Origin of the sequence: Paramagnetospirillum caucaseum (assembly GCF_000342045.1) — a bacterium.
Lineage (GTDB): Bacteria > Pseudomonadota > Alphaproteobacteria > Rhodospirillales > Magnetospirillaceae > Phaeospirillum > Phaeospirillum caucaseum.
On the sequence record NZ_AONQ01000045.1, the window covers coordinates 15278 to 36082 of the forward strand.

21 protein-coding genes are annotated in these 20805 nt (G+C 67.1%); 5 read left to right on the top strand and 16 right to left on the bottom strand.

The window, feature by feature from the left end; translation table 11 throughout:
* Window positions 1-4 precede the first annotated feature (4 nt).
* Both H261_RS15355 and H261_RS15360 read right to left on the bottom strand, forming a co-directional pair.
* On the bottom strand, window positions 5-880 hold the full coding sequence (locus H261_RS15355; RefSeq protein ID WP_008619246.1) for a branched-chain amino acid ABC transporter permease: 876 nt from the start codon (window positions 878-880) through the stop codon (window positions 5-7).
* 83 nt (window positions 881-963) lie between these two features.
* Complete coding sequence (locus H261_RS15360; protein ID WP_008619248.1) at window positions 964-2106, bottom strand: ABC transporter substrate-binding protein; 1143 nt, start codon at window positions 2104-2106, stop codon at window positions 964-966.
* 314 nt (window positions 2107-2420) lie between these two features.
* Here H261_RS15360 and H261_RS15365 point away from each other — a divergent pair, with 314 nt between their 5' ends.
* Window positions 2421-4103 carry a sensor domain-containing phosphodiesterase gene (locus tag H261_RS15365; protein WP_008619257.1) on the top strand — a complete coding sequence of 561 codons (1683 nt, stop codon included), beginning with the start codon at window positions 2421-2423 and terminating at the stop codon, window positions 4101-4103.
* Window positions 4104-4215: 112 nt separating this feature from the next.
* Entirely contained in the window at window positions 4216-5391 is a 1176-nt protein-coding gene (locus tag H261_RS15370) for an amidase (RefSeq protein WP_008619261.1), read from the top strand.
* A 35-nt stretch (window positions 5392-5426) separates the two neighbouring features.
* On the opposite strand, the gene H261_RS15375 is transcribed toward H261_RS15370, so the two are convergent.
* Both H261_RS15375 and gor read right to left on the bottom strand, forming a co-directional pair.
* A complete protein-coding gene (locus tag H261_RS15375; protein ID WP_008619264.1) occupies window positions 5427-6302 on the bottom strand; it encodes a radical SAM protein in 876 nt (291 codons plus the stop codon).
* 240 nt (window positions 6303-6542) lie between these two features.
* Window positions 6543-7895, bottom strand: coding sequence for a glutathione-disulfide reductase (gor, locus tag H261_RS15380; RefSeq protein ID WP_008619266.1), 1353 nt, complete (start codon window positions 7893-7895; stop codon window positions 6543-6545).
* 97 nt (window positions 7896-7992) lie between these two features.
* Here gor and H261_RS15385 point away from each other — a divergent pair, with 97 nt between their 5' ends.
* Window positions 7993-9252, top strand: a complete 1260-nt coding sequence (locus H261_RS15385) for an MFS transporter (RefSeq protein ID WP_008619267.1) — start codon at window positions 7993-7995, stop codon at window positions 9250-9252.
* 3 nt (window positions 9253-9255) lie between these two features.
* Here the strand turns inward: H261_RS15385 and iscX are convergent, their stop codons facing one another.
* The 10 genes from iscX to cysE all read right to left on the bottom strand — a co-directional run bounded on the left by iscX (window position 9256) and on the right by cysE (window position 17091).
* Window positions 9256-9450, bottom strand: a complete 195-nt coding sequence (iscX, locus tag H261_RS15390; protein ID WP_008619269.1) for a Fe-S cluster assembly protein IscX — start codon at window positions 9448-9450, stop codon at window positions 9256-9258.
* Between the two features lie 13 nt (window positions 9451-9463).
* Window positions 9464-9802 carry a ferredoxin family 2Fe-2S iron-sulfur cluster binding protein gene (locus tag H261_RS15395; protein WP_008619270.1) on the bottom strand — a complete coding sequence of 113 codons (339 nt, stop codon included), beginning with the start codon at window positions 9800-9802 and terminating at the stop codon, window positions 9464-9466.
* A gap of 18 nt (window positions 9803-9820) precedes the next feature.
* Window positions 9821-11713 carry a Fe-S protein assembly chaperone HscA gene (hscA, locus tag H261_RS15400; RefSeq protein WP_040476646.1) on the bottom strand — a complete coding sequence of 631 codons (1893 nt, stop codon included), beginning with the start codon at window positions 11711-11713 and terminating at the stop codon, window positions 9821-9823.
* Between the two features lies 1 nt (window position 11714).
* The gene (hscB, locus tag H261_RS15405) at window positions 11715-12338 is read right to left on the bottom strand and encodes a Fe-S protein assembly co-chaperone HscB (protein WP_008619272.1); all 624 of its coding nucleotides are present in this window, start codon (window positions 12336-12338) and stop codon (window positions 11715-11717) included.
* Between the two features lie 40 nt (window positions 12339-12378).
* Window positions 12379-12714 (bottom strand): HesB/IscA family protein, encoded by a 336-nt coding sequence (locus H261_RS15410; protein ID WP_040476647.1) that lies wholly within the window; start codon window positions 12712-12714, stop codon window positions 12379-12381.
* A 182-nt stretch (window positions 12715-12896) separates the two neighbouring features.
* Window positions 12897-13277 carry a Fe-S cluster assembly scaffold IscU gene (gene iscU, locus H261_RS15415; protein ID WP_008619274.1) on the bottom strand — a complete coding sequence of 127 codons (381 nt, stop codon included), beginning with the start codon at window positions 13275-13277 and terminating at the stop codon, window positions 12897-12899.
* A gap of 81 nt (window positions 13278-13358) precedes the next feature.
* Window positions 13359-14615 (bottom strand): IscS subfamily cysteine desulfurase, encoded by a 1257-nt coding sequence (locus H261_RS15420; protein ID WP_008619275.1) that lies wholly within the window; start codon window positions 14613-14615, stop codon window positions 13359-13361.
* Between the two features lie 43 nt (window positions 14616-14658).
* A complete protein-coding gene (locus H261_RS15425; protein WP_008619277.1) occupies window positions 14659-15792 on the bottom strand; it encodes a cysteine desulfurase family protein in 1134 nt (377 codons plus the stop codon).
* 37 nt (window positions 15793-15829) lie between these two features.
* Window positions 15830-16303, bottom strand: a complete 474-nt coding sequence (locus tag H261_RS15430; RefSeq protein WP_008619279.1) for an Rrf2 family transcriptional regulator — start codon at window positions 16301-16303, stop codon at window positions 15830-15832.
* A complete protein-coding gene (gene cysE / locus H261_RS15435; RefSeq protein WP_008619281.1) occupies window positions 16300-17091 on the bottom strand; it encodes a serine O-acetyltransferase in 792 nt (263 codons plus the stop codon). The genes H261_RS15430 and cysE overlap by 4 nt, the downstream gene beginning before the upstream one ends.
* Before the next feature lie 210 nt (window positions 17092-17301).
* Between cysE and H261_RS15440 the strand changes: the two genes are divergently transcribed.
* A complete protein-coding gene (locus tag H261_RS15440) occupies window positions 17302-17997 on the top strand; it encodes an alpha/beta hydrolase (RefSeq protein WP_008619284.1) in 696 nt (231 codons plus the stop codon).
* 40 nt (window positions 17998-18037) lie between these two features.
* On the opposite strand, the gene H261_RS15445 is transcribed toward H261_RS15440, so the two are convergent.
* A complete protein-coding gene (locus H261_RS15445) occupies window positions 18038-18358 on the bottom strand; it encodes a hypothetical protein (protein ID WP_008619286.1) in 321 nt (106 codons plus the stop codon).
* 13 nt (window positions 18359-18371) lie between these two features.
* Window positions 18372-19457, bottom strand: a complete 1086-nt coding sequence (locus H261_RS15450) for an anhydro-N-acetylmuramic acid kinase (protein WP_008619288.1) — start codon at window positions 19455-19457, stop codon at window positions 18372-18374.
* A 77-nt stretch (window positions 19458-19534) separates the two neighbouring features.
* On the opposite strand from H261_RS15450, the gene tyrS reads away from it, so the two are divergent.
* On the top strand, window positions 19535-20782 hold the full coding sequence (gene tyrS / locus H261_RS15455; RefSeq protein ID WP_008619290.1) for a tyrosine--tRNA ligase: 1248 nt from the start codon (window positions 19535-19537) through the stop codon (window positions 20780-20782).
* The last annotated feature ends 23 nt before the right edge of the window (window positions 20783-20805 follow it).

Sequence of the window (20805 nt, forward strand, 5' to 3'; positions counted from 1 at the left end):
GGCGTCACACCCGATCCGTGCCGCGCTTGCCGAACAGGCCGCTGGGCATGAAGAACAGAACAAAGAGAATGATGATGAAGGCGATGGCGTCCTTGTAGGCCGACGACAGGTAGCCCGACGCCATGGCCTCGGCGATGCCGACGATCAGGCCGCCGACGATGGCTCCGGTGCCGTTGCCCAGGCCGCCCAGCACCGCCGCCGAGAAGCCCTTGAGCCCCAGCATGATGCCCGCCTCGTAATTGGTGAAGGTGATCGGGGTGACCACGATGCCGCCCACCGCACCCAGCAGCGCCGACAGCGCGAAGCTGGCCAGCAGCACCTTCTTCACCGCCACGCCCACCAGCTGGGCCGCCAGGCGGTTGTGCGAGGTGCCGAGCATGGCCTTGCCGAACATCGTGCGGTTGAAGAAGTACCACAGCCCGACGATGACGACGGCGGCGACACCGATCACCCACAGGCTCTGCGGCATCAGGGTGGCGCCCATGACGGCGATGGGCGTCTCGCCCGAGAAGGCCGGCAGGGAATGGAATTCCTTGTCCCAGATGATCTGGGCGGCGCCGCGCATGAAGATGGAGGCGCCGATGGTGATGATGATGATGGTGACCACGTCGGCGTTGCGCGCCGGTTCGACCGCGAACTTCTCCATGGCGACGCCCACCAGCATGGAGGCGACCATGGCCAGGGGAATGGCCAGGTATAGCGGTACTCCCGCCGCGACCATGGTGGCCGTTGCCATGCCGCCGATCATGATGAACTCGCCCTGGGCGAAGTTGATCACGTGGCTGGCGTTGTAGATGATGGCGAATCCAAGGCCGGCCAGCGCATAGATGGCGCCCGACGTCAGCCCGGAGAACAGATACTGCAGAAATGCGGCGAACATGCTTCCCCAACTCCCTCGGCGGGGTCGTCCGGCGGCCCGCCTCCCCGGTCAAGGGGAGGCGGAACCGCCGGCAAACCGTCGGATCAGTTGCTCAGAACCCAGTCACCCTTGCGGATTTCCACCATGTGGAAAGCCGAAGGCGACAGGCCCATGTGGTCGGTGGGGCTCATGGAGACCAGCCCACCGGTCCCCACATAGCCCGAGGTCTTCTCGATCTCGTCACGAACCTTGGCCTTGTCGGTGGACCTGGCGCGGTTGATGGCGGCGAGAGCGATCTGCAGGCCGTCATAGGCGTGGCCGGCGAAGGTCGAGACGTCCGACTTGAAGGCGGCCTCGTAATCCTTCTTGAAGGCGGTCACCACCGGCTTCTGCGGATCGGTGGCGGGCAGCTGGTCGGGAACCACCAGACCGGCGGCCGGCAGGCGGACGCCTTCGGTCGCGTCGCCGGCCAGCTTGATGTAGTCCTTGGAGGCGACGCCATGGGACTGGTACAGCGGCACGGCGATGCCCAGCTGCTTGAAGTTCTTGGTGACGATGGCCGGGCCCTGGCCGAAACCGAAGTTGAACACCGCCTGGACGCCCGGCGCATTCTTGATCTTGGTCAGCTGGGCGGTGACGTCGGGGTCCTTCGGCGAGTAGATCTCGTCGGCGACCACCTCGATGCCATAGCTCTTCACGACCAGCAGCGACTGATCGCGGCCCGACTTGCCGAAGCCGGCATCCTCGGAGATCATGCCGATCTTGGTGATGCCACGCTTCTTCATGTCCGAGAACACCTTCTCGGCAGCCATCTTGTCGGTGTGGGGAGTCTTGAACACCCACTTCTTCACCGGCTCGACGATGACCACGGCACCGGCCAGCGAGATGAACGGCACCTCGTTGCGCTCGGCCAGCGGCAAGGCGGCCATGGTGGTGGCGGTGGTGGAGCCGCCGATCAGCAGATCGACCTTGTCGCTTTCGATCAGGCGCTTGGTGAAGGTCGAGGCCTTCTCGCCGGCGCCGCCGTCGTCATAGACGACCAGTTCGACCTTGCGGCCGAGCACGCCGCCTTCCTTGTTGATGCGCTCGACATACATTTCCAGGGTCTTCTTCTCGGGCTCGCCGAGGAAGGAGGCCGGGCCGGTGACCGACAGGATCGAGCCGATCTTGATCGGATCGGCCGCCATGGCCTGACCGGCGAAGGTGGAGCAACCGGCGACGACGACGGCCGTCGCGCCCCATTTCATGAGGTTACGCATTCATTTTCCTCCCAGAAGCAGCTCACGGCTTATCTCGCCGCGTAGCCTATCTAAGGGGCTATTTAACCCGAGAGCAACGCATTACGCCAGGAAAAAAATGCGCATTTGAGTACCGGATTGCTTATTGACGATTCCCCGGCGATCTGCCGCCCTACCCTGACCGGATGTCCGGAAATTATCGACCAGAGGTATGCCCCCATGGCCAAAATGCGTAATCATCTTGAAACGATATGTGTCACTTTGTAACTTAGTTGTGGGGGAGTAGTACCTTGGGCGACTAATCTGCGGAGATCGGATAGGCCATGGGAAGCGGGGACACGTCTCTTATCGACAAGCTTAAGCTGCAGCGGGACCGCTTCATCGCGTTCGCGTTTGCCGGCGCCGATCTGCTGCTGGAACTGAACGACGAGGATGTCGTCACCTACTCCGCCGGTGCGGGCGAGGCCCTTTACGGCATCTCGGATTCCGAATTGCTGGGGCGGCCCCTGGCCGAGTTCATCTTTTCCCGCGACAAGGACAAGTTCACCGACGCCATCCAGCGCCTGCGGAATTCCGGCCGCCTCGACCACACCCCGCTGTCCATGATCGGCCCCTCGGGCGCCGTATCGCGCATGCGCATGGCCGGCATCAAACTGCCCCAGTTCCCCACCGGCTATCATCTGGTGCTGTCGCGCATCTCGCCCATCGCCTCGGGTGAGAACGACCAGTCGGGCCAGACCGCCGACCCCCGGGTGCGCTTCGTCGACATGGTGCGCCAGCGCCTGAACGAGGCCAACCGCCTGGGCGAGGATTACACCCTGACCATGTTCGACCTGTCGGCGTCGAAATTCGGCGGGACCGAACCGGCCCTGCTGCAGAGCTTCTTCACCACGCTGCACCATACCCTGGAGAGCTGTTCGGTCCGCCAGTCGTCGGCCGGCGCGCTCAACGACCGCGCCTTCGGCCTGGTCCACGACAAGGCCATGAGTTCGGGCGACGTGCACGAGAAGGTCAACGAGGTGTTCCGCCAGTTCAGCGGCAAGGTCAAGGGCGCCAGCCTCAAGATGCACAGCGCCTCGCTGGATATGGACGATTCCGCCATGTCCGAGGACGATCTCGGCAAGGCGCTGACCTTCATCATCAACGGCTTCGTCCGGGACAGCGCCAAGTTCGCCATCAAGTCCCTGGCCGAGGGCGCCAAGGTGGCGGTGGAGGACACCCTGGTCCGGGTGCGCAACTTCCGCAAGATGATCCGCAGCGACAAGCTGGCCTTCTTCTTCCAGCCCATGGTCAACGTCTCCACCGGCACGGTGCTGGCCTACGAGGCGTTCGGCCGCATCGCCCACGACAAGGGCTTCTTCGCGCCGTCCCAGATCATTCCCTTCGCCACCGACGTGGGCGTCATCGGCGAATTCGACCTGATGGCGGTGAGAAAGGCGGTGGCCGCCATGAAGGCCGGCGCCGACATCTCGTCCCTGGCATCCATCGCCGTCAACGTGTCGGGAACCTCGCTGGGCAATCCCGCCTTCTACCACGCCCTGATCAAGATCCTGGAGGAGAACAAGCCGGTTCTCGCCCGGCTGGTGCTGGAAATCACCGACGTGGCCCGGATCTACAATCTGGACGAGGCCAGGCGCCTGCTGGCCCGCATCAAGCGCCTGGGCGTACGGCTGTCGCTGGACGATTTCGGCTCGGGCGGGGCGGCCTTCGACATCCTGAAGATCCTGCCCGCCGATTACGTCAAGATCGATCGCGACTACATCTTCGACGCGCGGGAAAAACGCGGCCGCTCGGTGCTGCGCGCCATGGTCAGCCTGACTCACGAACTGGGCATGACCGCCATCGGCGAATGCATCGAGGACAGCCACATGCTGAATATCCTCAAGGATGTGGGCGTCGAATATGCCCAGGGCTTCTTCTTCGCGCCTCCCGCCCTGGATGCCGCGAAGAAGATCAAGTACTACAAGGACCACCTGAAGGTGGCCGAACCCTCGGCCGCCGAGTAGCCCTGCCGCGCAAGCAGCCCGGCAATGCCGCCATGGGACTGGACCCGGCCCGGTGATCTGGTATTTTTCCCTACGGGCCGCAATGGCGGCGACGTAGTGGGGGTCCCTCGACATGCATGATCCGTTGAACGCGTTCGCTTTGGGCGGTGACGTCTACCTGGATGGCGCCAAGACCGGCCCGTTGGCGGGGCTCACCTTCGCCGCCAAGGACGTCTTCGACGTCGCCGGCTACGTCACCGGAGCGGGCAATCCCGACTGGCGCCGTCTGGCCGAGCCGGCCCGGCATACCGCCTGGGCCATCGGTACCCTGCTGGAATCCGGCGCCCGGCTGGTAGGCAAGACCCACACCGACGAGTTGACGCGCGGCATCTTCGGCGACAATTCCCATTACGGCACCCCCGACAATCCCCGCGCCCCCGGCCATGTGCCCGGGGGATCGAGCAGCGGCTCGGCCGCCGCTGTGGCGGGCGGGCTCGCCTCCATGGCGCTGGGCACCGACACCGCCGGCTCGACCCGGGTGCCGGCGTCGTTCTGCGGGGTGTTCGGCCTGCGGCCGACCCTGGGAAGCATCCCCATGGACGGCGTGCTGAGCCAGTCCAACACCTTCGACACCGTCGGCCTGCTGGCCGACGACCCGGACATCCTCGCCAGGATGGGCGAGGCGCTGCTGCGCAAGAAGATCAAGGACGTCCGCCCCGCCCAGGTGGTGGTGCTGGAAGACGCCCTGGCGGCCTCGGACCCGGCGGTCGCCGCCGCCATCGAGGCGGCGCTGCCCCGCATCAAGGACGCCGTCGCCCCCATCGTGCGCGGCCGCAGGGTCTCGCCGGTGCCGCTGGCCGATTGGGTCGAGCACCAGAACGCCATCCAGGGCCGCGAGGCGTGGGAACGCTTCGGCGAGTGGATCAACAATTCCAACCCCCGCTTCGGCTTCGAGGTGGCGGACAATTTCCTGCGCGGTTCCAAGGTGTCGAACCGCACCCTGTCGGCGGCGCGCGGCTTCCGCCTGCGGGCCAGGCGTTGGGTGCAGGAGGCGCTGGAGGGCAATGCCGTCCTGGTGCTGCCCACCACCCCGGTCACCGCGCCGCCGGTCCACTCGCCCCGCTCGGTGATGTGGGAGATCAGGCACCGTATCGTCAGCCTGACCACCATCGCCGGCATGGCCGGCTGCCCGCAGATCAGCCTGCCGCTGTGCACGGCCGGCGGCCTGCCGGTCGGCCTATCGCTGATCGGCCCGCGCGGCTCGGACGCCCTGCTGCTGGCGGCGGCGCAGAGAATCGGCAAGGCCTGACCCGGTAAAGCGGGCGGGACGCCCGCTGGCCCGGATCAGAACCCCCGTATCCACCGGGGCCGCACCCCGGCGCCTTCGTCCAGGGCGGCGTCGATGCGGGCCAGCAGCTTGGCCTTGTCCCTGGGCAGGTTGCCGGCCAGGGCGAGGGCGTTGCTGGCGTGGTTGGAGCGGAAGATCACCGGGGCCGGCGGGTCGAGGCGGTCCAGCAGGCGGCGCAGTTCGACCAGCACGCCGTGATCGTCCTGCCACTGGAACTCCTCGCCGAAGCGCTCGAAGAAGCGGGGGGCCACGTTGGTCTCCAGGCCCAATTGCAGGGTGGAGAGGTAGGTGGGCGGTGCCCGGTTGACCAGTTGGGCGGTGCCTTCCATGTGGTCCTCCCAGCCGGTCTTGCCCCCCAGGCCGAGGATCACCGTGGCCGAAACCTTGAGGCCGTTTTCCCGCGCCTTGGCCAGCGCGGCCTCCATCTGTTTGGCCGAGCCCTTGGCGATGCGCTTCAACAGGGCGTCCGAGCCGGTCTCGATGCCGAGATAGACCAGCCCCAGCCGCTTGGACTTCAGCAGGGCGATGTCCTCCGGGCTCTTGCCCAGGATGTCGAAGGGGGTGGCGTAGGCGGAAATGCGCTGCAGCGCCGGGAAACGCAGAGCCAGGCGGTCGCAGATGGCGGCCAGGGCCTCGGTGGGCAGACAATAGGCGTCGCCGTCGGCCAGGAACACCCGGTGGGCGTCGGGCCAGTCCCGCGCCGCCGCGTCGATATCGGCGAAGACCTCGTCGAGCGCCCGCGCCCGGTAGGTCTTCTCCTTGTACATGGAGCAGAAGCTGCACTGGTTGTAGCGGCAACCCAGGGTCGCCTGGATGATCAGGTTGTCGCCCTCGGACGGCGGACGCCACAGGGGGAAATCATACTCAAGCATGGTCGGTCCTTCGTCGGGATGCGGCCGGGATGCCCGCCAATAACGTCTAGGCTGTATCGACATTCAGGGAATTCGGCTGATTTCAGGCCAGAGCGTCTTCCAGACAGAAATTTCAGCCACAGATGAATACAGGTAAACACAGATGAATTGAGAATATTCCTTATCTGTGTCCCGCGTAGCGGGAATCTGTATTCATCTGTGGCCCGTTTTTCGTCCCATCCGCTTGAATGTCGATTGGCCCTAGGGGCGCTTGTCGCGCATGGTGACGAACTCCTCGGCCGAAGTGGGGTGAATGCCCACGGTCGCGTCGAACTGGGCCTTGGTGGCGCCGCATTTCAGCGCCACGGCGAAGCCCTGGACGATCTCGGGGGCATCGGCGCCGACCATGTGGACGCCCAGCACCCGGTCGGTGGCGCGGTCGACCACCAGCTTCATCATGGTACGCTCGTCGCGGCCCGCCAGGATGTTGCGCATGGGCTTGAAGCGCGACAGGTAGACGTCGACGGCGCCAAAGCGCCGGGCCGCCTCGGCCTCGGTCAGACCCACCGTACCCACCGGCGGCAGGGAGAACACCGCCGAGGGAATGTTGTCGTAATCCATGGCGGTACTCTGGCCGAGAAAGGCGGTGCGCACGAAGGCCATGGCCTCGTTGATGGCCACCGGGGTGAGGTTGACCCGGTCGGTGACGTCGCCCACCGCCCAGATGTTGCGCACCGAGGTGCGCGACAGGGCGTCGACCATGATCGCGCCCTTGGAGTTGAGCATCACCCCGGCCTGCTCCAGCCCCAACCCCTCGGTATTGGGCACCCGCCCGGTGGCGTACATCACCAGATCGGCGTCCAGAATCTGGCCGTCGGACAGTTCCACGCCATAGCCGTGGCCGCGCCGTTCGATGGCGCGGACCTGGGTGGTGGTGCGCAAGGTCACGCCCTTATCCGTCATCTCCTCGGCCAGGGTGGCGCGGATGTCGCCGTCGAAGCCGCGCAGCAGGGTGTCGCCGCGCAGCACCAAAGTGACGCCGACACCGAGCGCGTTGAAGATGCCGGCGAATTCAACCGCGATATAGCCGCCGCCGACGATCACCACCCGTTCCGGCAATTGCATCAGGTCCAACGCCTGGTCGGAGGTCACGGCGTGCTCGATGCCCGGCACCTCGGGCAGGGCGGGCCGGCCGCCGGTGGCCACCAGGATGGTCTCGGCGGTGATCACCTTCAGCCCCACCTGCACGGCGTGGGCGTTGAGCAGGGTGCCCCGGCCCTCCACCACGGTGACGCCGGATTCCTTCAGCAGGCGCATATAGACGCCTTCCAGGCGCTGCAATTCCTCGTTCTTGGCGCTGACCAGCCGCGCCCAGTCGAAATCGGCGCCCTCCATGCTCCAGCCGAAGCCGAGCGAATCGGTCAGGTCCTCGGCGAACCTGGCGCCCATGACCAGCAGCTTCTTCGGCACGCAGCCGCGCATGACGCAGGTGCCGCCCACCCGGCTGCTCTCCACCACCGCCACCTTGCGCCCGGCCTGCGCCGCCATGCGGCAGGCCCGCACGCCGCCGGAACCGGCCCCCAGGGTGATCAGGTCGAAATCATAGGCGGCCATGGAACGTCCTCGGCATCGGCGATTTTTGCGTCGCAATCAACTTGGCATGCCGGGACGGGCATGCCAAGGTGCCAGGAGATTGGTTACCAGGACAACAATGCCTGATCCCTCCGAGCATCCCCTCGTCCGCCGCCTGCCCTTCCATTACGGCTGGGCGGTGGTCGCCGCCGGCAGCGTCGGTATTTTCGCCTGCCTGGGGCTGGGCCGCTTCGCGCTCGGCATGCTCCTGCCCTCCATGGGGCTGTCGCTGGAACTGTCCCGCAGCGAGATGGGCTGGATTTCCACCGGCAATTTCGTCGGCTACATGGCCGCCGTGCTGCTGGGCGGACGGATGGTCGGCCGCTGGGGGGCGCGCCGCACCGTGGTGGGCGGCCTCGTCCTGGTCGGGCTGTCCATGATGGCGGTGTCGCGGGCCGAGGGTTTCGCCCAGGTTCTGCTGCTTTACCTGCTGACCGGCTTCGGCAGCGGCTCGGCCAACGTGCCGGTAATGGGGCTGATCGCCCACTGGTTCGGCCGCCGGGTCAGGGGCCGCGCCGCCGGTTTCGTGGTGATCGGCTCGGGCGTCGCCATCATGACCGCCGGCGCCCTGGTGCCGGCCATCAACGCCGCCTACGGCGCCGAGGGCTGGCGCCTGTCGTGGCTGGTGATCGGCCTGATGGTGCTGGGCGCCGCGGCGATCGACCTGCTGGTGCTGCGCGACACTCCGTCCGAGCTGGGCCTGTCGCCGGTCACCGGCGCCCCGGCCGCCGGACCGGGCGCCCCCGCCCCGGTCTGCGCCGCCGCCCCCAGCCCGGCGGCCAAGCGCCGCATCCTGGCCCATCTGGGGGCGGTCTACGCCGCCTTCGGCTTCACCTACGTGATCTATGCCACCTTCATCGTCATCGCCCTGGTGCAGGAGCGCGGCTTTCCCGAATCCACCGCCGGCATGTTCTGGTCGTGGATCGGCTTCCTGTCCCTGGCCTCGGGTCCGGTGTTCGGCGGATTGTCGGACCGCATCGGCCGGCGGGCCGGGCTGATGATCGTCTTCGCCTTCCAGACCACCGCCTATGTGCTGGTGGCGCTGCCGCTGCCCGAGCCGTTCCTCTACGCTTCCATCGCCCTGTTCGGGCTGGTGGTGTGGGCCATCCCCTCGATCATGGCGGCGGCGGTGGGCGATTATCTCGGGCCGGAGCAGGCGGCGGCGGCCTTCGGGACCATCACCATGGTCTTTGCCCTGGGCCAGATCGTCGGCCCGGCGGTGGCCGGGTGGATGGCGGATTTCTGGGGCGGTTTTTCCGGGGCCTTCGCCATGGCGGCGGCGGTGGCGGGACTGGGCCTGGCCGGTTCGGCCTTCCTGCCCAATCCCAGGAAGCCCTGAGGGTCAGTCCCGCTCGTCGATCCAGGCCATCTGGATGGCCTCGAGGATCTTCTCGCTGGACTTGGCGGGATCGTCGGCGAAGCCGGGCAGCGCGCAGACCCAGGCATGCAGGTCGGTGAAGCGCAGGTTGACGTTGTCGGCGTCCGCGTGCGCTTCCTCCAGGGCGATGGCGATGTCGAGGGTGTCGGTCCACTTCATCGCCGCGCGCTCCCTACTTCTTGTCGACCATCATGTTGCGGGTGGCGGCCGGCAGAGTGACCTCCAGGCCGTCGAGATCCTTGCTCATGATGATCTGGCAGCCCAGCCGCGAGGTGGCGGTCAGGCCGAAGGCCAGGTCGAGCATGTCCTCCTCGTCCTCGGTGGCGGGCGACAGCTTGTCGTACCAGTCCTTGCCCACCACCACGTGACAGGTGGAACAGGCCAGCGAGCCCTCGCAGGCGCCTTCCAGCTCGATCTTGTTGCGGTGCGCCACTTCCAGCACCGACAGCCCCTCGGCGGCGTCGACTTCCTTGCGGGTTCCGTCGGGGGCGATGAACGTCATCTTGGGCATGAGCAAGCCTTTTCCTGTCTATTCGCCACCAAGGGCATCATCCAGCTTCTCGACGGTCATGCCGGCCAGGGCGGCCCGGATGCCACGGTCCATCCGCCGTTCGGCGAAGGTCTTGGTGGCGGCCTCCAGGCCCTCGGACGCGGCCGTGACGGCATCGCGGTCGCCGGCGGCGATGGCGCGATCCACACCGGCGATGGCTGCATCGATATCCTGTCGCTCGCTTTCAGACAAGAGGTCAGAATCGGCGCCCAGCGCCGCCTGCACCGCCAGCACCGACCGGCGGGCCTCCACCGCCGTCTCGGCGAACAGGCGCGACGCCATATCGTCCTTGGCGTTGACCAGGGAGTCACGCAGCATGTTGGCCATCTCGTCCTCGGTCAGGCCATAGGATGGCTTGACCGCCACCTGCTGCTCCACCCCAGTGGTGGCCTCGCTGGCGGTGACGGTCAGCAAGCCGTCGGCGTCCACCGTGAAGGTGACGCGGATGCGGGCCGCGCCAGCCGCCATGTTGGGAATGCCGCGCAGCACGAAACGGGCCAGCGAGCGGTTCTGGTCGACCATCTCGCGCTCGCCCTGCAGCACATGGATGGCCATGGCGGTCTGGCCGTCCTGGTAGGTGGTGAATTCCTGGGCCATGGCCACAGGGATAGGGGTGTTGCGCGGAATGACCTTTTCCACGATGCCGCCCATGGTCTCGATGCCGAGGCTCAGCGGCGTCACGTCCAGCAGCAGGGTGTCGGAACCGATGGTCAGCGCCTCGGCCTGCAGGGCGGCGCCGACGGCGACCACCTCGTCCGGGTTGATGTCGGCCAGGGGCTCGCGGCCGAACAGGTCACGCACCTTGCGCCGCACCAGCGGCATGCGGGTCGAGCCGCCCACCAGCACCACGCCCTGGATTTCCGCGACCTCGATCCCGGCGTCCTCGATCACGCCCCGGCAGATGGCCATGGTCTTGTCCACCCAGGGAAGGGCCAGGGACTCCAGTTCGTCGCGGGTCATGGCGTGCCTGGACGGCTTGCCGTCCACCTCGATCACCCAATCTCCGGCGGCGCGGCCCGACAGGCATTCCTTGGCGACGCGGGCGGCGGCCAGGGCCTGCTTGGCCTCGCCCGCCGTGATGCTCTCGATGCCGTGCTCCTTGTGGCGCTCGGCCAGGAAGCGCTCGGCGATGGCGTGATCGATGTCGTCGCCGCCCAAAGCGGCATCGCCCCCCGTGGACTTGACCTGGAACACGCCCTTTTCCATGCGCAGGATGGAAATGTCGAAGGTGCCGCCGCCCAGATCGTAGACGGCGTAGAGCCCCTCGGCGGCGTTATCCAGGCCGTAGGCCAGGGCGGCCGCCGTGGGCTCGTTGACCAGGCGCAGCACCTCGAGGCCGGCCAGACGGGCGGCGTCCTTGGTCGCCGTGCGGGCAGCGTCGTCGAAATAGGCGGGAACGGTGACCACGGCGCGGTCGACGCCCTTGCCCTGGGCCTCTTCGGCGCGGGCCTTGACGGCGCGCAGGATGTCGGCCGAGACCTCCACCGGAGTCAGGGTCCGCCCGGCGACCTTGAGCCGCACCATGCCGCCGTCGGCGGCCACGTCCAGGGTGTAGGGCAGCGTGCCGGCCAGGGTCTTGAGGTCCTCGGTGCCGCGGCCCATCAGGCGCTTGACCGAGCTGACCACATGGTCGGGGGCTTCCAGGATCATCCGCCGCGCGTCGGCCCCCACCGTGACGGCGCCGTCGTCGCCGTAATACACCACGGACGGGATCAGTCCCTTGCCGTCGGCATCGCGCAGAACCTCGGTCGCCCCGTCGCGGGCCAGCGCCACCACCGAATTGGTGGTGCCCAGGTCGATGCCGACCGCCAGGCCGCGTTCGGATTCGTGGGGGGCCGGGCTCTCGCCGGGTTCATGAAGCTGCAACAGCATGCTAGGGCAACCTTAAGGCACGGGTTTTCTTGGCGCGGGCCTCTTCGGCCAGCTTGGCGAGGTATTTCAGGCGGATGGTCAGGTGGCCGGCCTCCTCCAGATGGGAGGCGTTGATGGCCGCCGAGATATGGCACTGGCAGGCGATCACCTCGGATTCCGCCTCCATGGCCAGCTTGGCGATCTGGTCGGGCGAGGTGGCCTCGGCCAGGGCCTCGCGCTTTTCCATCTGCTCCATCAGCAATTCGCGGTCGTTGATGGTGCCGCAGGCGGTGAGGTCCACCGGATGGCCCAGGTGGTTCAGCAGGTAGGCGGCGCGCTTCAACGGGTCCTTCAGCGCCTCGTAGGCCTCGTTCAGCGAGGTGGCTTGGGCCTGCGACAGCGCCTTTTCCTTGGAGGATTTCGAGGCGAAGCGGTCGGGATGCAGACGCTTCTGGAAGCCGAAATACTGGCGCTGCAAGGCGTCCAGGTCGAGATCGAAGGACGGCGCAATGCCGAGGCGGGTGAAATGATCGATGGTGCCCGGCCCCTGCACGGCGCCGCACACCGAGCAGAACAGGGCGCGTGTCGCCACCGGCCCCTTGCAGGACCAACAGGAAACGATCTGGGCGGCGGCGGGGGCGTTCATCGTCCTCTCCGGTTCCTCTTCTCTTTGATGGGGCGGCGGCTCAGACGTGGAAGGACTCGCCGCAGCCGCACCGCCCCTTCTCGTTGGGATTCTTGAAGACGAAGCCGGACTGCATCTTGTCCTCGACGAAATCCATCTCGGTTCCCAGGATGAACATGGTCGCCTTGGGATCGATCAGCACGGTGACGCCCTTATCCTCGAGAATCTCGTCGAACTGCGATTTCTCGTCGGCGTATTCCAGGGTGTAGGACATGCCGGAGCAGCCCTTGGAGCGCACGCCGATGCGGATGCCGACGCTGGGCTTGCCGCGCTTGGCCAGCAGGGCCTTGACCCGCTCGGCGGCGGCGTCGGTGATGGTCATGGGAGCAGGAGGCATGATGTTCCCCTTCTTCTGTCATCCTTCGGCGGCCCGATCCGTCGGTCCGCCGTAAGCCCTCAGTCGCCGGGCGCTTCGCTTGGCTTTCGCGCCGTAAGGCGCGGCGCGCTTCGCGCTTGCCTCGGCCCCGTCGAACCGTCATCCGGTTCGCGGGACCTTCGGAAGGTTCCGACTCCCTCCGCTCAGCCCGACTTCTTCTTGTAGTCGGCGATGGCGGCCTTGATAGCATCCTCGGCCAGCACCGAACAATGGATCTTGACCGGCGGCAGGGCCAGTTCATGGGCGATGTCGGTGTTCTTGATGCTGGCGGCCTCGTCCAGGGTCTTGCCCTTGACCCATTCAGTCACCAAGGAACTCGAGGCGATAGCCGAGCCACAACCGAACGTCTTGAACTTGGCGTCCTCGATGATGCCCTCGGCGCTGACCTTGATCTGCAGCTTCATCACGTCGCCGCAGGCCGGGGCGCCCACCAGACCGGTGCCGACCGCGTGATCGTCCTTGTCCAGGGCACCCACGTTGCGGGGATGCTCGTAGTGGTCGATAACCTTGTCGCTGTAAGCCATTACCGTTCTCCAACTTTCCCTCGGGCCTCAGCCCGGAATTATTCTAAGGCAATTCGGTACCGAATTGCGTAAATTTTTTCCTCAGTGCTCGGCCCACTCGATGGACTTGATGTCCACGCCTTCCAGGTGCATGTCCCACAGCGGGCTCATGGCGCGCAGGTGCTCGACCGCGTCGGCGATATGGTCGATGGCGAACTCGATGTCCTCGGCGGTGGTGAAGCGGCCCAGGCCCAGGCGCAGCGAGGTGTGGGCCATCTCCACGTCGACGCCGAGCGCGCGCAACACGTAGGACGGCTCCAGCGAGGCCGAGGTGCAGGCCGAGCCCGACGACACCGCCAGTTCCTTGACGCCCATCATCAGCCCCTCGCCCTCGACGAAGGCGAAGGAGATGTTCAGGTTGCCGGGGATGCGGCTTTCCAGGTCGCCGTTGAGGTAGATTTCCGGCAGGCGCTGCTTCAGCCCGCCCAGCAGGCGGTTGCGCAGGCCCAGCAGGCGCTCGTTCTCGGCGGCCATCTCGGCCTTGGCGATGGCGCAGGCCTCGCCGAAGCCGACGCACAGCGGGGTGGCGAGCGTACCCGAGCGCATGCCGCGCTCCTGGCCGCCGCCGGTGATCAGCGGCACCAGCCGGACGCGCGGGCGGCGGCGGACGTAGAGCGCGCCGATACCCTTGGGCCCATAGAGCTTGTGACCCGAGATGCTCATCAGGTCGATGTTCATGGCGTTGACGTCCAGCGGGATCTTGCCTACCGCCTGGGCACAGTCGGTATGAAAGAAGGCACCCTTCTTGCGGCAGATGGCGCCGATCTCGGCCAGGGGCTGGATGACGCCGATCTCGTTGTTGACCGCCATGACCGAGACGATGACGGTCTTGTCGGTGATGGCGGCCTCCAGTTCGCCCAGATCGATCAGCCCGTCGCTGCGGACCGGCAGATAGGTCACCGAGAAGCCTTCCTGCTCCAGGTAGCGGCAGGTATCGAGCACGCATTTGTGCTCGGTCACCACGGTGACGATGTGGTTCTTCTTTTCCCGGTAGAAGTGGGCGACGCCCTTGAGGGCCAGATTGTTGGATTCGGTGGCGCCCGAGGTGAAGATCACCTCCTTGGCGTCGGCGCCGATGATGTCGGCGACCTGCTCGCGGGCCTTTTCCACCGCTTCCTCGGCTTCCCAGCCGTAACGGTGGTTGCGCGAATGGGGATTGCCGAACTTCTCGGTGAACCAGGGCAGCATGACCTCGACCACGCGGGGATCGCAAGGCGTCGTCGCCTGATAGTCCAGGTAGACCGGCGCCCCCGGCGCGCGGGGCAGGCTGGGGCGGGTCGTCTTGCCGAGAGCTGTCATTTGCATCGATCCCTTACTTCTTCGTTTGTCGCTCGAGACGGCCTCAGGCCGCCTCCGAAACCTTCAGTCCCTTGTGCCGGGCCAGATCGGCCCAGGCAACCAGGAACGCGTCCACATCCTCGGGCCGTGAGGACCAGCCCAGGCTGATCCGGATGGCCGATCCCTTGACCCGCTCCTCCAGGCCCATGGCCGCCAGCACGTGGCTGGGGGCCACCTTGCCCGAGGAACAGGCGGCGCCGGCGCTCACCGCCACGCCCGCCAGGTCCAGCGCCATCACCTGCGTCCGCCCCTCGACGCCCGGCAGAACCAGGCAGGAGGTGTTGGGCAGGCGCGGCGCATCGGCCCCGATCACCACCGCGTCCGGAACCAGACGCAGGGCGTCTTGCTCCAGCCGGTCACGCAAGGCGCGCACACCACATGTGGTGTCGGCCGCCGCCAAATCATCCCCCGCCAGTTGGGCGGCGGCACCCAGCCCGACGATGCCCGCCACATTCTCGGTTCCGGCCCGGCGGCGGCGCTCCTGCCCTCCACCCAGCAAGATTGGTGCCAGTGTCCGGCCGGATTCGGCGAGAATCAGCGCTCCCGCCCCGGCCGGGCCACCCATCTTGTGACCGGAAACCGTGAGGATATCCGCCCCCAGCTGCCCGAGGGAAACCCGGATGCGCCCCATGGCCTGGGCGGCATCGCAATGAAGCCATGCGCCATGCGCATGAATGATGCGGGCCGCCTCGGCCACCGGCTGGACGATGCCGGTCTCGTTGTTGGCCAGCATCAGCGACACCAGGGCCGGGCGGGTGTTGGCCGCCAGCAGGGTATCGAGGGCCACCAGATCGATCAGGCCGTCGGGGGTGACGGGAACCCGTTCCGCCTCGGCGGCAGCGTCGAGAACCGAGGGATGCTCGATGGACGACACCAGCAGGCGGGACCGCCCGCTGCCCCGCAGCGCCAGGGCGTTGGCCTCGGTGCCGCCCGAGGTGAAGACGATGCCGGCGGGATCGGCGCCCACCAGCCCGGCCAGTTGCCGCCTCGCCGCCTCGACCCGGGCGCGGGCCGCCCGCCCATAGGCATGGACCGAGGACGGGTTGCCGGGCTCGGCCAGGGACTCGACCATCGCGGCCGCCACCTCGGGGCGCACGGGGGCGCCGGAATTGTAGTCGAGGTAGACGGCCCTGTTCACTGCAATCCTTCCTTTCCCAATCCTACTGGTCCCAATCCTACTGGGCGGCCACGGCGCCGGTGGGCGCGGCGGTGCCGTGGAACATGCCCGAGCTGCCCAGGATGCGGCGTTCGCACACATCGGCCAGGGACACCGAGCTGAGATAGAGATAGATCTGGTTGCCCAGCTCCTCCCACAGATCATGGGTCAGGCAGCGGCCCTTGTTGTTGTGGCAGCCGGCCGGCGAGCCGGGCGAGCAGCGGGTGGTCTGGATCGGTTCGTCCACCGCCAGGATAATGTCGGAAATACGCGTCTGTTGTGGGATTCGCGACAAAAGATAGCCGCCCCCCGGCCCGCGCACGCTCTTGACCAGCCCGCCCTTGCGGAGCTTGCCGAACAGCTGTTCGAGATAGGAGAGCGAAATCTCCTGGCGCTCGGCGATGTCGGCCAGAGCCACCGGGCTTCCCGCGGAATGGCTGGCCAGATCCACCATGGCCATGACGGCGTAGCGTCCCTTGGTGCTGAGTTTCACGATATGGTCTCCCGTTCCAGATGTCGGCCCTTTGTCCCGGCGGCCGGCGTGTTTACTGCTTCAGCGTGAATGGTCTTGTCGCCCGTTTCAGCCGCGCCCGGCTGGGAGAGGCGGGCGCAGGCCTGGGTCGGGTGGCCGTGCAGCTCGGTCTCCAGTTCCTTGACCCGCTCCATCAGGGTGGCGACCTGCGAACGGACCGAATCGATGGCGCGGACCACCGGATCGGGCAGGTCCTCGCCCGGCAGGCCATAGGCGCAGAAATCCGCGTCCTGACGCCGCATCACCATGCGGGCGGGAATGCCCACCATGGTCACCCCCGGCGGCACGTCGGTCAACACCACGGCGTTGGCGCCGATGCGCGCCCCCTTGCCCACCGTGATGGGGCCCAGCACCTGGGCGCCCGAACCGACGATCACCCCGTCCTCCAGGGTGGGATGGCGCTTGCCCTTGTGCAGCGAGGTGCCGCCCAGGGTCACGCCGTGGTAGAGGGTCACGTCCGCCCCGATCACCGCCGTCTCGCCGATCACCACGCCCGTGCCGTGATCGATGAAGAAGCGCGGGCCCAGCTGGGCGGCCGGATGGATTTCGATGCCGGTCAGGATTTTCCCCACATGCGAGACGAAGCGCCCCAGCACCCGCAACCCGCGATGCCAGCACCAGTTGGACAGCCGGTGAAACATCAGCGCGTGCAGTCCGGGATAGCACAGCAGCACCTCCAGCCAGGAATGGGCGGCGGGGTCGCGCTTGCGAATGGACGCAATATCTTCTTGAAGGCTCTTGAAAATCATAGCTCGCAATATGTTAAAGTACGTCTCGACGGCCGCTCGCGACCGCCAGGGGAATGCCCACTCGGGCGCTGACATAGCGAAGGTGAATATAAGATGCCCGACAAGGCCAGTCAAGTTTGACGGGCTGAAATCTGATTTGTTGTCGTATTTTCCCCGACACCACCGCTCAGGTTTGAGCCGGTGCCGGGCAAGGGAGACTGTACGCACGCCATGCCTGAAGTGATTTTCAATGGACCCGACGGCCGCCTCGAGGGCCGCTACCATCACGGCAAGTTGCCAAACGCCCCGCTGGCCCTCCTGCTTCACCCCCACCCGCAGCACGGCGGGACCATGAACAACAAGGTGGTCTACGCCTTGTACCATGCCTTCGTGCGCCAGGGCTTCTCGACGCTCCGGTTCAATTTCCGCGGCGTGGGCCGCAGCCAGGGTAAGTTCGACAACGGCCAGGGCGAACTGTCCGACGCGGCCTCCGCGCTGGACTGGATGCAGTCGTTCAACGCCAACGCCTCGGCCTGCTGGGTGGGCGGCTTCTCGTTCGGCGCCTGGATCGGCATGCAGCTGCTGATGCGCCGCCCCGAGATCGACGGTTTCGTCTCGGTGGCCCCGCCGGCCAACGTCTTCGACTTCTCGTTCCTGGCGCCCTGCCCGTCCTCGGGCCTGATCGTCCACGGCACCAACGACGACCTGGTGCCCGAGCCGGCCGTGGCCAAGCTGGCCGCCAAGCTGGCCACCCAGCGCAACATCAAGGTGCGCTACCAGACCATCGAGGGGGCCAACCACTTCTTCGGCACCCATCTGGACGCCCTGGACGCCATGGTCGATTCCTATCTGGGCGAATCGGCGGTGATCCGCCCGGCGGCCCCGCCGCCGGTGCCCGAGCCGGAACTGGCAGTCGCCCTGAGCTGAGACAAGAGCCCCCGCGAAAGCGGGGGTTTTTCGTCGGAGCTTACTTGATCGCCGCGCAATTGACCTGGGCCAGACGCTTCCACTGGGGCGGCTTGGCGCCCTTGCCCACCGAGGTCATGTCGATGATGTGGGTCTGGAACACCCGGGCCTGATGGGGCCGCACCAGCCGGCACATGGCGGCGCCATATTGCTCCCACGACACCATCTCGTTCTTCACCACCACGTAGAGATTGCCCCGCTCGTCGATGGAGGCGTCCAGCACCTTGGGCTGGGCGCGAACCGCCGCCACGGCGGTGACCTGGTCGGCCCGGGCGCCGGCGGCGGCCAGCAGCAGGCACAGGACGGCGAATGTCAGGCGCATGGAAACTCTCCACTCACGGAACATGGTGGCGGCCGCCGGTCTGGGCGGCGGGCACGCCGGTGGTCTCGGGATAGGTCAGCACCTTGCCGGCCAGGGAGCGCACCGCCAGGAAGGCGAAGGCCTGGGCCTCCAGGGCGTCGCCGTTCCAGCCCACCGCCTCCACCGGCTCCACCGGGGCCGGCAGGGCGCGGCCCAGGGACTTCATCATCTCGGGATTGCGCCGTCCGCCGCCGGTGACAAGCCAGCGCTTGACCGGACGGGGGAAACTGTAGGCGGCCAGCGCCACCGAGGCGGCGGTGAAGGCGGTCAGCGTCGCCGCCCCGTCCTCGGCCGAGGCGCCCCTGACCAGTTCCCAGGCCAGGGCGTGGAACTCGTCGCGATCCAGCGACTTGGGCGGATGGCGGTCGAAATAGGAGTGATGCAGGAAGGCTTCCACCGCGTCGCGGTTAACCCGCCCGCCGGCGGCCAGTTGGCCATCCACGTCCAGCGGCCGGCCGGTATGGGCCTGGGCCCAGTCGTCGATCAGGGCGTTGCCCGGCCCGGTGTCGAAAGCCAGCAGCGAACCGTCGTCGCTGATCCAGGTGACGTTGCCGACGCCGCCCAGGTTGAGGACGGCCAGCGGCGTCTCCAGGCCGGCGCTCCCCTCAAGCCCGGCGACAAGGGCGCGGTGATAGACCGGCACCAATGGCGCCCCCTGCCCCCCGGCGGCCACGTCGGCGCTGCGGAAGTCGTTGACCACGTTGATGCCGATCTCGGCGGCCAGCAGGGCGCCGTCGCCGATCTGCCAGGTACGGCGTTCATGCGGGGCATGCAGGATGGTGTGGCCGTGAAAGCCGGTGATCCCCACCGAAGCGGGGTCGATGCGGTGCCCGGCCAGAAAGTCCCGCACCACCCGGGCATGGAACAGGGTGAGGTCGCGCTCCACCTCGGCCACCGGCCCCGTGCCGCCCAGCACGCCCATCAGGGCCAGGCGCTGGTCGGCGCCGTAGGCAATGGTGGCGGCCGGACCCAGACGGGCCACCGTCTCGCCGTCGGTGTCCACCAGGGCGACGTCCACCCCGTCGAGCGAGGTTCCGCTCATCAGCCCCAACGCCAGCATTGCGTCCCCCCGATTGTCGCGACCACCCGTTTGTGATAAACGAGCGGCCTCTTCCCAGCAAGCCGAACGGGCGCCCTATGACCAGTCTCAAGTCCGATTTCCTGCGTGTCGTCACCGAACGGGGCTACATGCATCAGTGCACCGACCTGGAGGCGCTGGACAAGCGCCTGACCGAAGGATGCCAGGCCGCCTATATCGGCTTCGACTGCACGGCCACTTCGCTGCACGTCGGCGGGCTGATGCAGATCATGCTGCTGCGCTGGTGGCAGAAGACCGGCCACAAGCCCATCGTGCTGATGGGTGGCGGCACCACCCGCATCGGCGACCCCACCGGCAAGGACGAATCGCGCAAGATGCTGACCGACGAGGTCATCGCCACCAACATGGCGGGCATCAAGACGGTGTTCACCAAGTACCTGGCGTTCGGCGACGGCACGACCGACGCCCTGATGGTCAACAACGCCGACTGGCTGGACAAGCTGAACTACATCGACTTCCTGCGCGATTACGGCCACCACTTCACCATCAACCGCATGCTGACCTTCGATTCGGTCAAGCTGCGGCTCGAGCGCGAGCAGCCGCTGACCTTCCTCGAGTTCAACTACATGCTGCTGCAGGGCTACGACTTCGTCGAGCTGTACCGCCGCAATAAATGCATCCTGCAGATGGGCGGCTCGGACCAGTGGGGCAACATCATCAACGGCGTCGAGCTGGGCCGCCGCGCCGATCAGGCCGAACTGTTCGGCCTGACCAGCCCGCTGCTCACCACGTCCTCGGGCGCCAAGATGGGCAAGACCGTCAACGGCGCCGTCTGGCTGAACGACGACATGCTGAGCGCCTGGGAGTTCTGGCAGTACTGGCGCAACACCGAGGACGCCGATGTCGGCCGCTTCCTCAAGCTCTACACCGAACTGCCCTTGGACGAGATCGCCCGGCTGGAGAAACTGGAAGGCGCCGAGATCAACGAGGCCAAGAAGATCCTGGCCAACGAGGTCACCCGCCTGTGCCACGGCGACGAGGCCGCCGCCCAGGCCGCCGAGACGGCGCGCCAGACCTTCGAGGAGGGCGTCGCCTCCACCGACCTGCCGACCGTCGGGATTCCGGCCGCCGAGCTGGCGGCGGGAATCCCCGCCTTTGCCCTGTTCGTGCGCGCCGGCCTGGCCGCCTCCAACGGCGAGGCCCGGCGCCTGCTGAAGGGCGGCGGCGGCAAGGTCAACGATCAGGCGGTGGACGAGGCCCGGCCGGTGGGATCGGCCGACCTCAAGGACGGCAGCGTCAAGCTGACCGCCGGCAAGAAGCGCCACATCCTGGTGAAGGCGGTCTGAAGAACGGGCGGGACGCCCGCGCT

Coding starts and splice junctions, on each gene's coding strand:
- H261_RS15355 (WP_008619246.1), bottom strand. CDS start 880: ATGTTCGCCGCATTTCTGCAGTATCTGTTCTCCGGGCTGACGTCGGGC.
- H261_RS15360 (WP_008619248.1), bottom strand. CDS start 2,106: ATGAAATGGGGCGCGACGGCCGTCGTCGTCGCCGGTTGCTCCACCTTC.
- H261_RS15365 (WP_008619257.1), top strand. CDS start 2,421: ATGGGAAGCGGGGACACGTCTCTTATCGACAAGCTTAAGCTGCAGCGG.
- H261_RS15370 (WP_008619261.1), top strand. CDS start 4,216: ATGCATGATCCGTTGAACGCGTTCGCTTTGGGCGGTGACGTCTACCTG.
- H261_RS15375 (WP_008619264.1), bottom strand. CDS start 6,302: ATGCTTGAGTATGATTTCCCCCTGTGGCGTCCGCCGTCCGAGGGCGAC.
- gor (WP_008619266.1), bottom strand. CDS start 7,895: ATGGCCGCCTATGATTTCGACCTGATCACCCTGGGGGCCGGTTCCGGC.
- H261_RS15385 (WP_008619267.1), top strand. CDS start 7,993: ATGCCTGATCCCTCCGAGCATCCCCTCGTCCGCCGCCTGCCCTTCCAT.
- iscX (WP_008619269.1), bottom strand. CDS start 9,450: ATGAAGTGGACCGACACCCTCGACATCGCCATCGCCCTGGAGGAAGCG.
- H261_RS15395 (WP_008619270.1), bottom strand. CDS start 9,802: ATGCCCAAGATGACGTTCATCGCCCCCGACGGAACCCGCAAGGAAGTC.
- hscA (WP_040476646.1), bottom strand. CDS start 11,713: ATGCTGTTGCAGCTTCATGAACCCGGCGAGAGCCCGGCCCCCCACGAA.
- hscB (WP_008619272.1), bottom strand. CDS start 12,338: ATGAACGCCCCCGCCGCCGCCCAGATCGTTTCCTGTTGGTCCTGCAAG.
- H261_RS15410 (WP_040476647.1), bottom strand. CDS start 12,714: ATGCCTCCTGCTCCCATGACCATCACCGACGCCGCCGCCGAGCGGGTC.
- iscU (WP_008619274.1), bottom strand. CDS start 13,277: ATGGCTTACAGCGACAAGGTTATCGACCACTACGAGCATCCCCGCAAC.
- H261_RS15420 (WP_008619275.1), bottom strand. CDS start 14,615: ATGACAGCTCTCGGCAAGACGACCCGCCCCAGCCTGCCCCGCGCGCCG.
- cysE (WP_008619281.1), bottom strand. CDS start 17,091: ATGATTTTCAAGAGCCTTCAAGAAGATATTGCGTCCATTCGCAAGCGC.
- H261_RS15440 (WP_008619284.1), top strand. CDS start 17,302: ATGCCTGAAGTGATTTTCAATGGACCCGACGGCCGCCTCGAGGGCCGC.
- H261_RS15445 (WP_008619286.1), bottom strand. CDS start 18,358: ATGCGCCTGACATTCGCCGTCCTGTGCCTGCTGCTGGCCGCCGCCGGC.
- H261_RS15450 (WP_008619288.1), bottom strand. CDS start 19,457: ATGCTGGCGTTGGGGCTGATGAGCGGAACCTCGCTCGACGGGGTGGAC.
- tyrS (WP_008619290.1), top strand. CDS start 19,535: ATGACCAGTCTCAAGTCCGATTTCCTGCGTGTCGTCACCGAACGGGGC.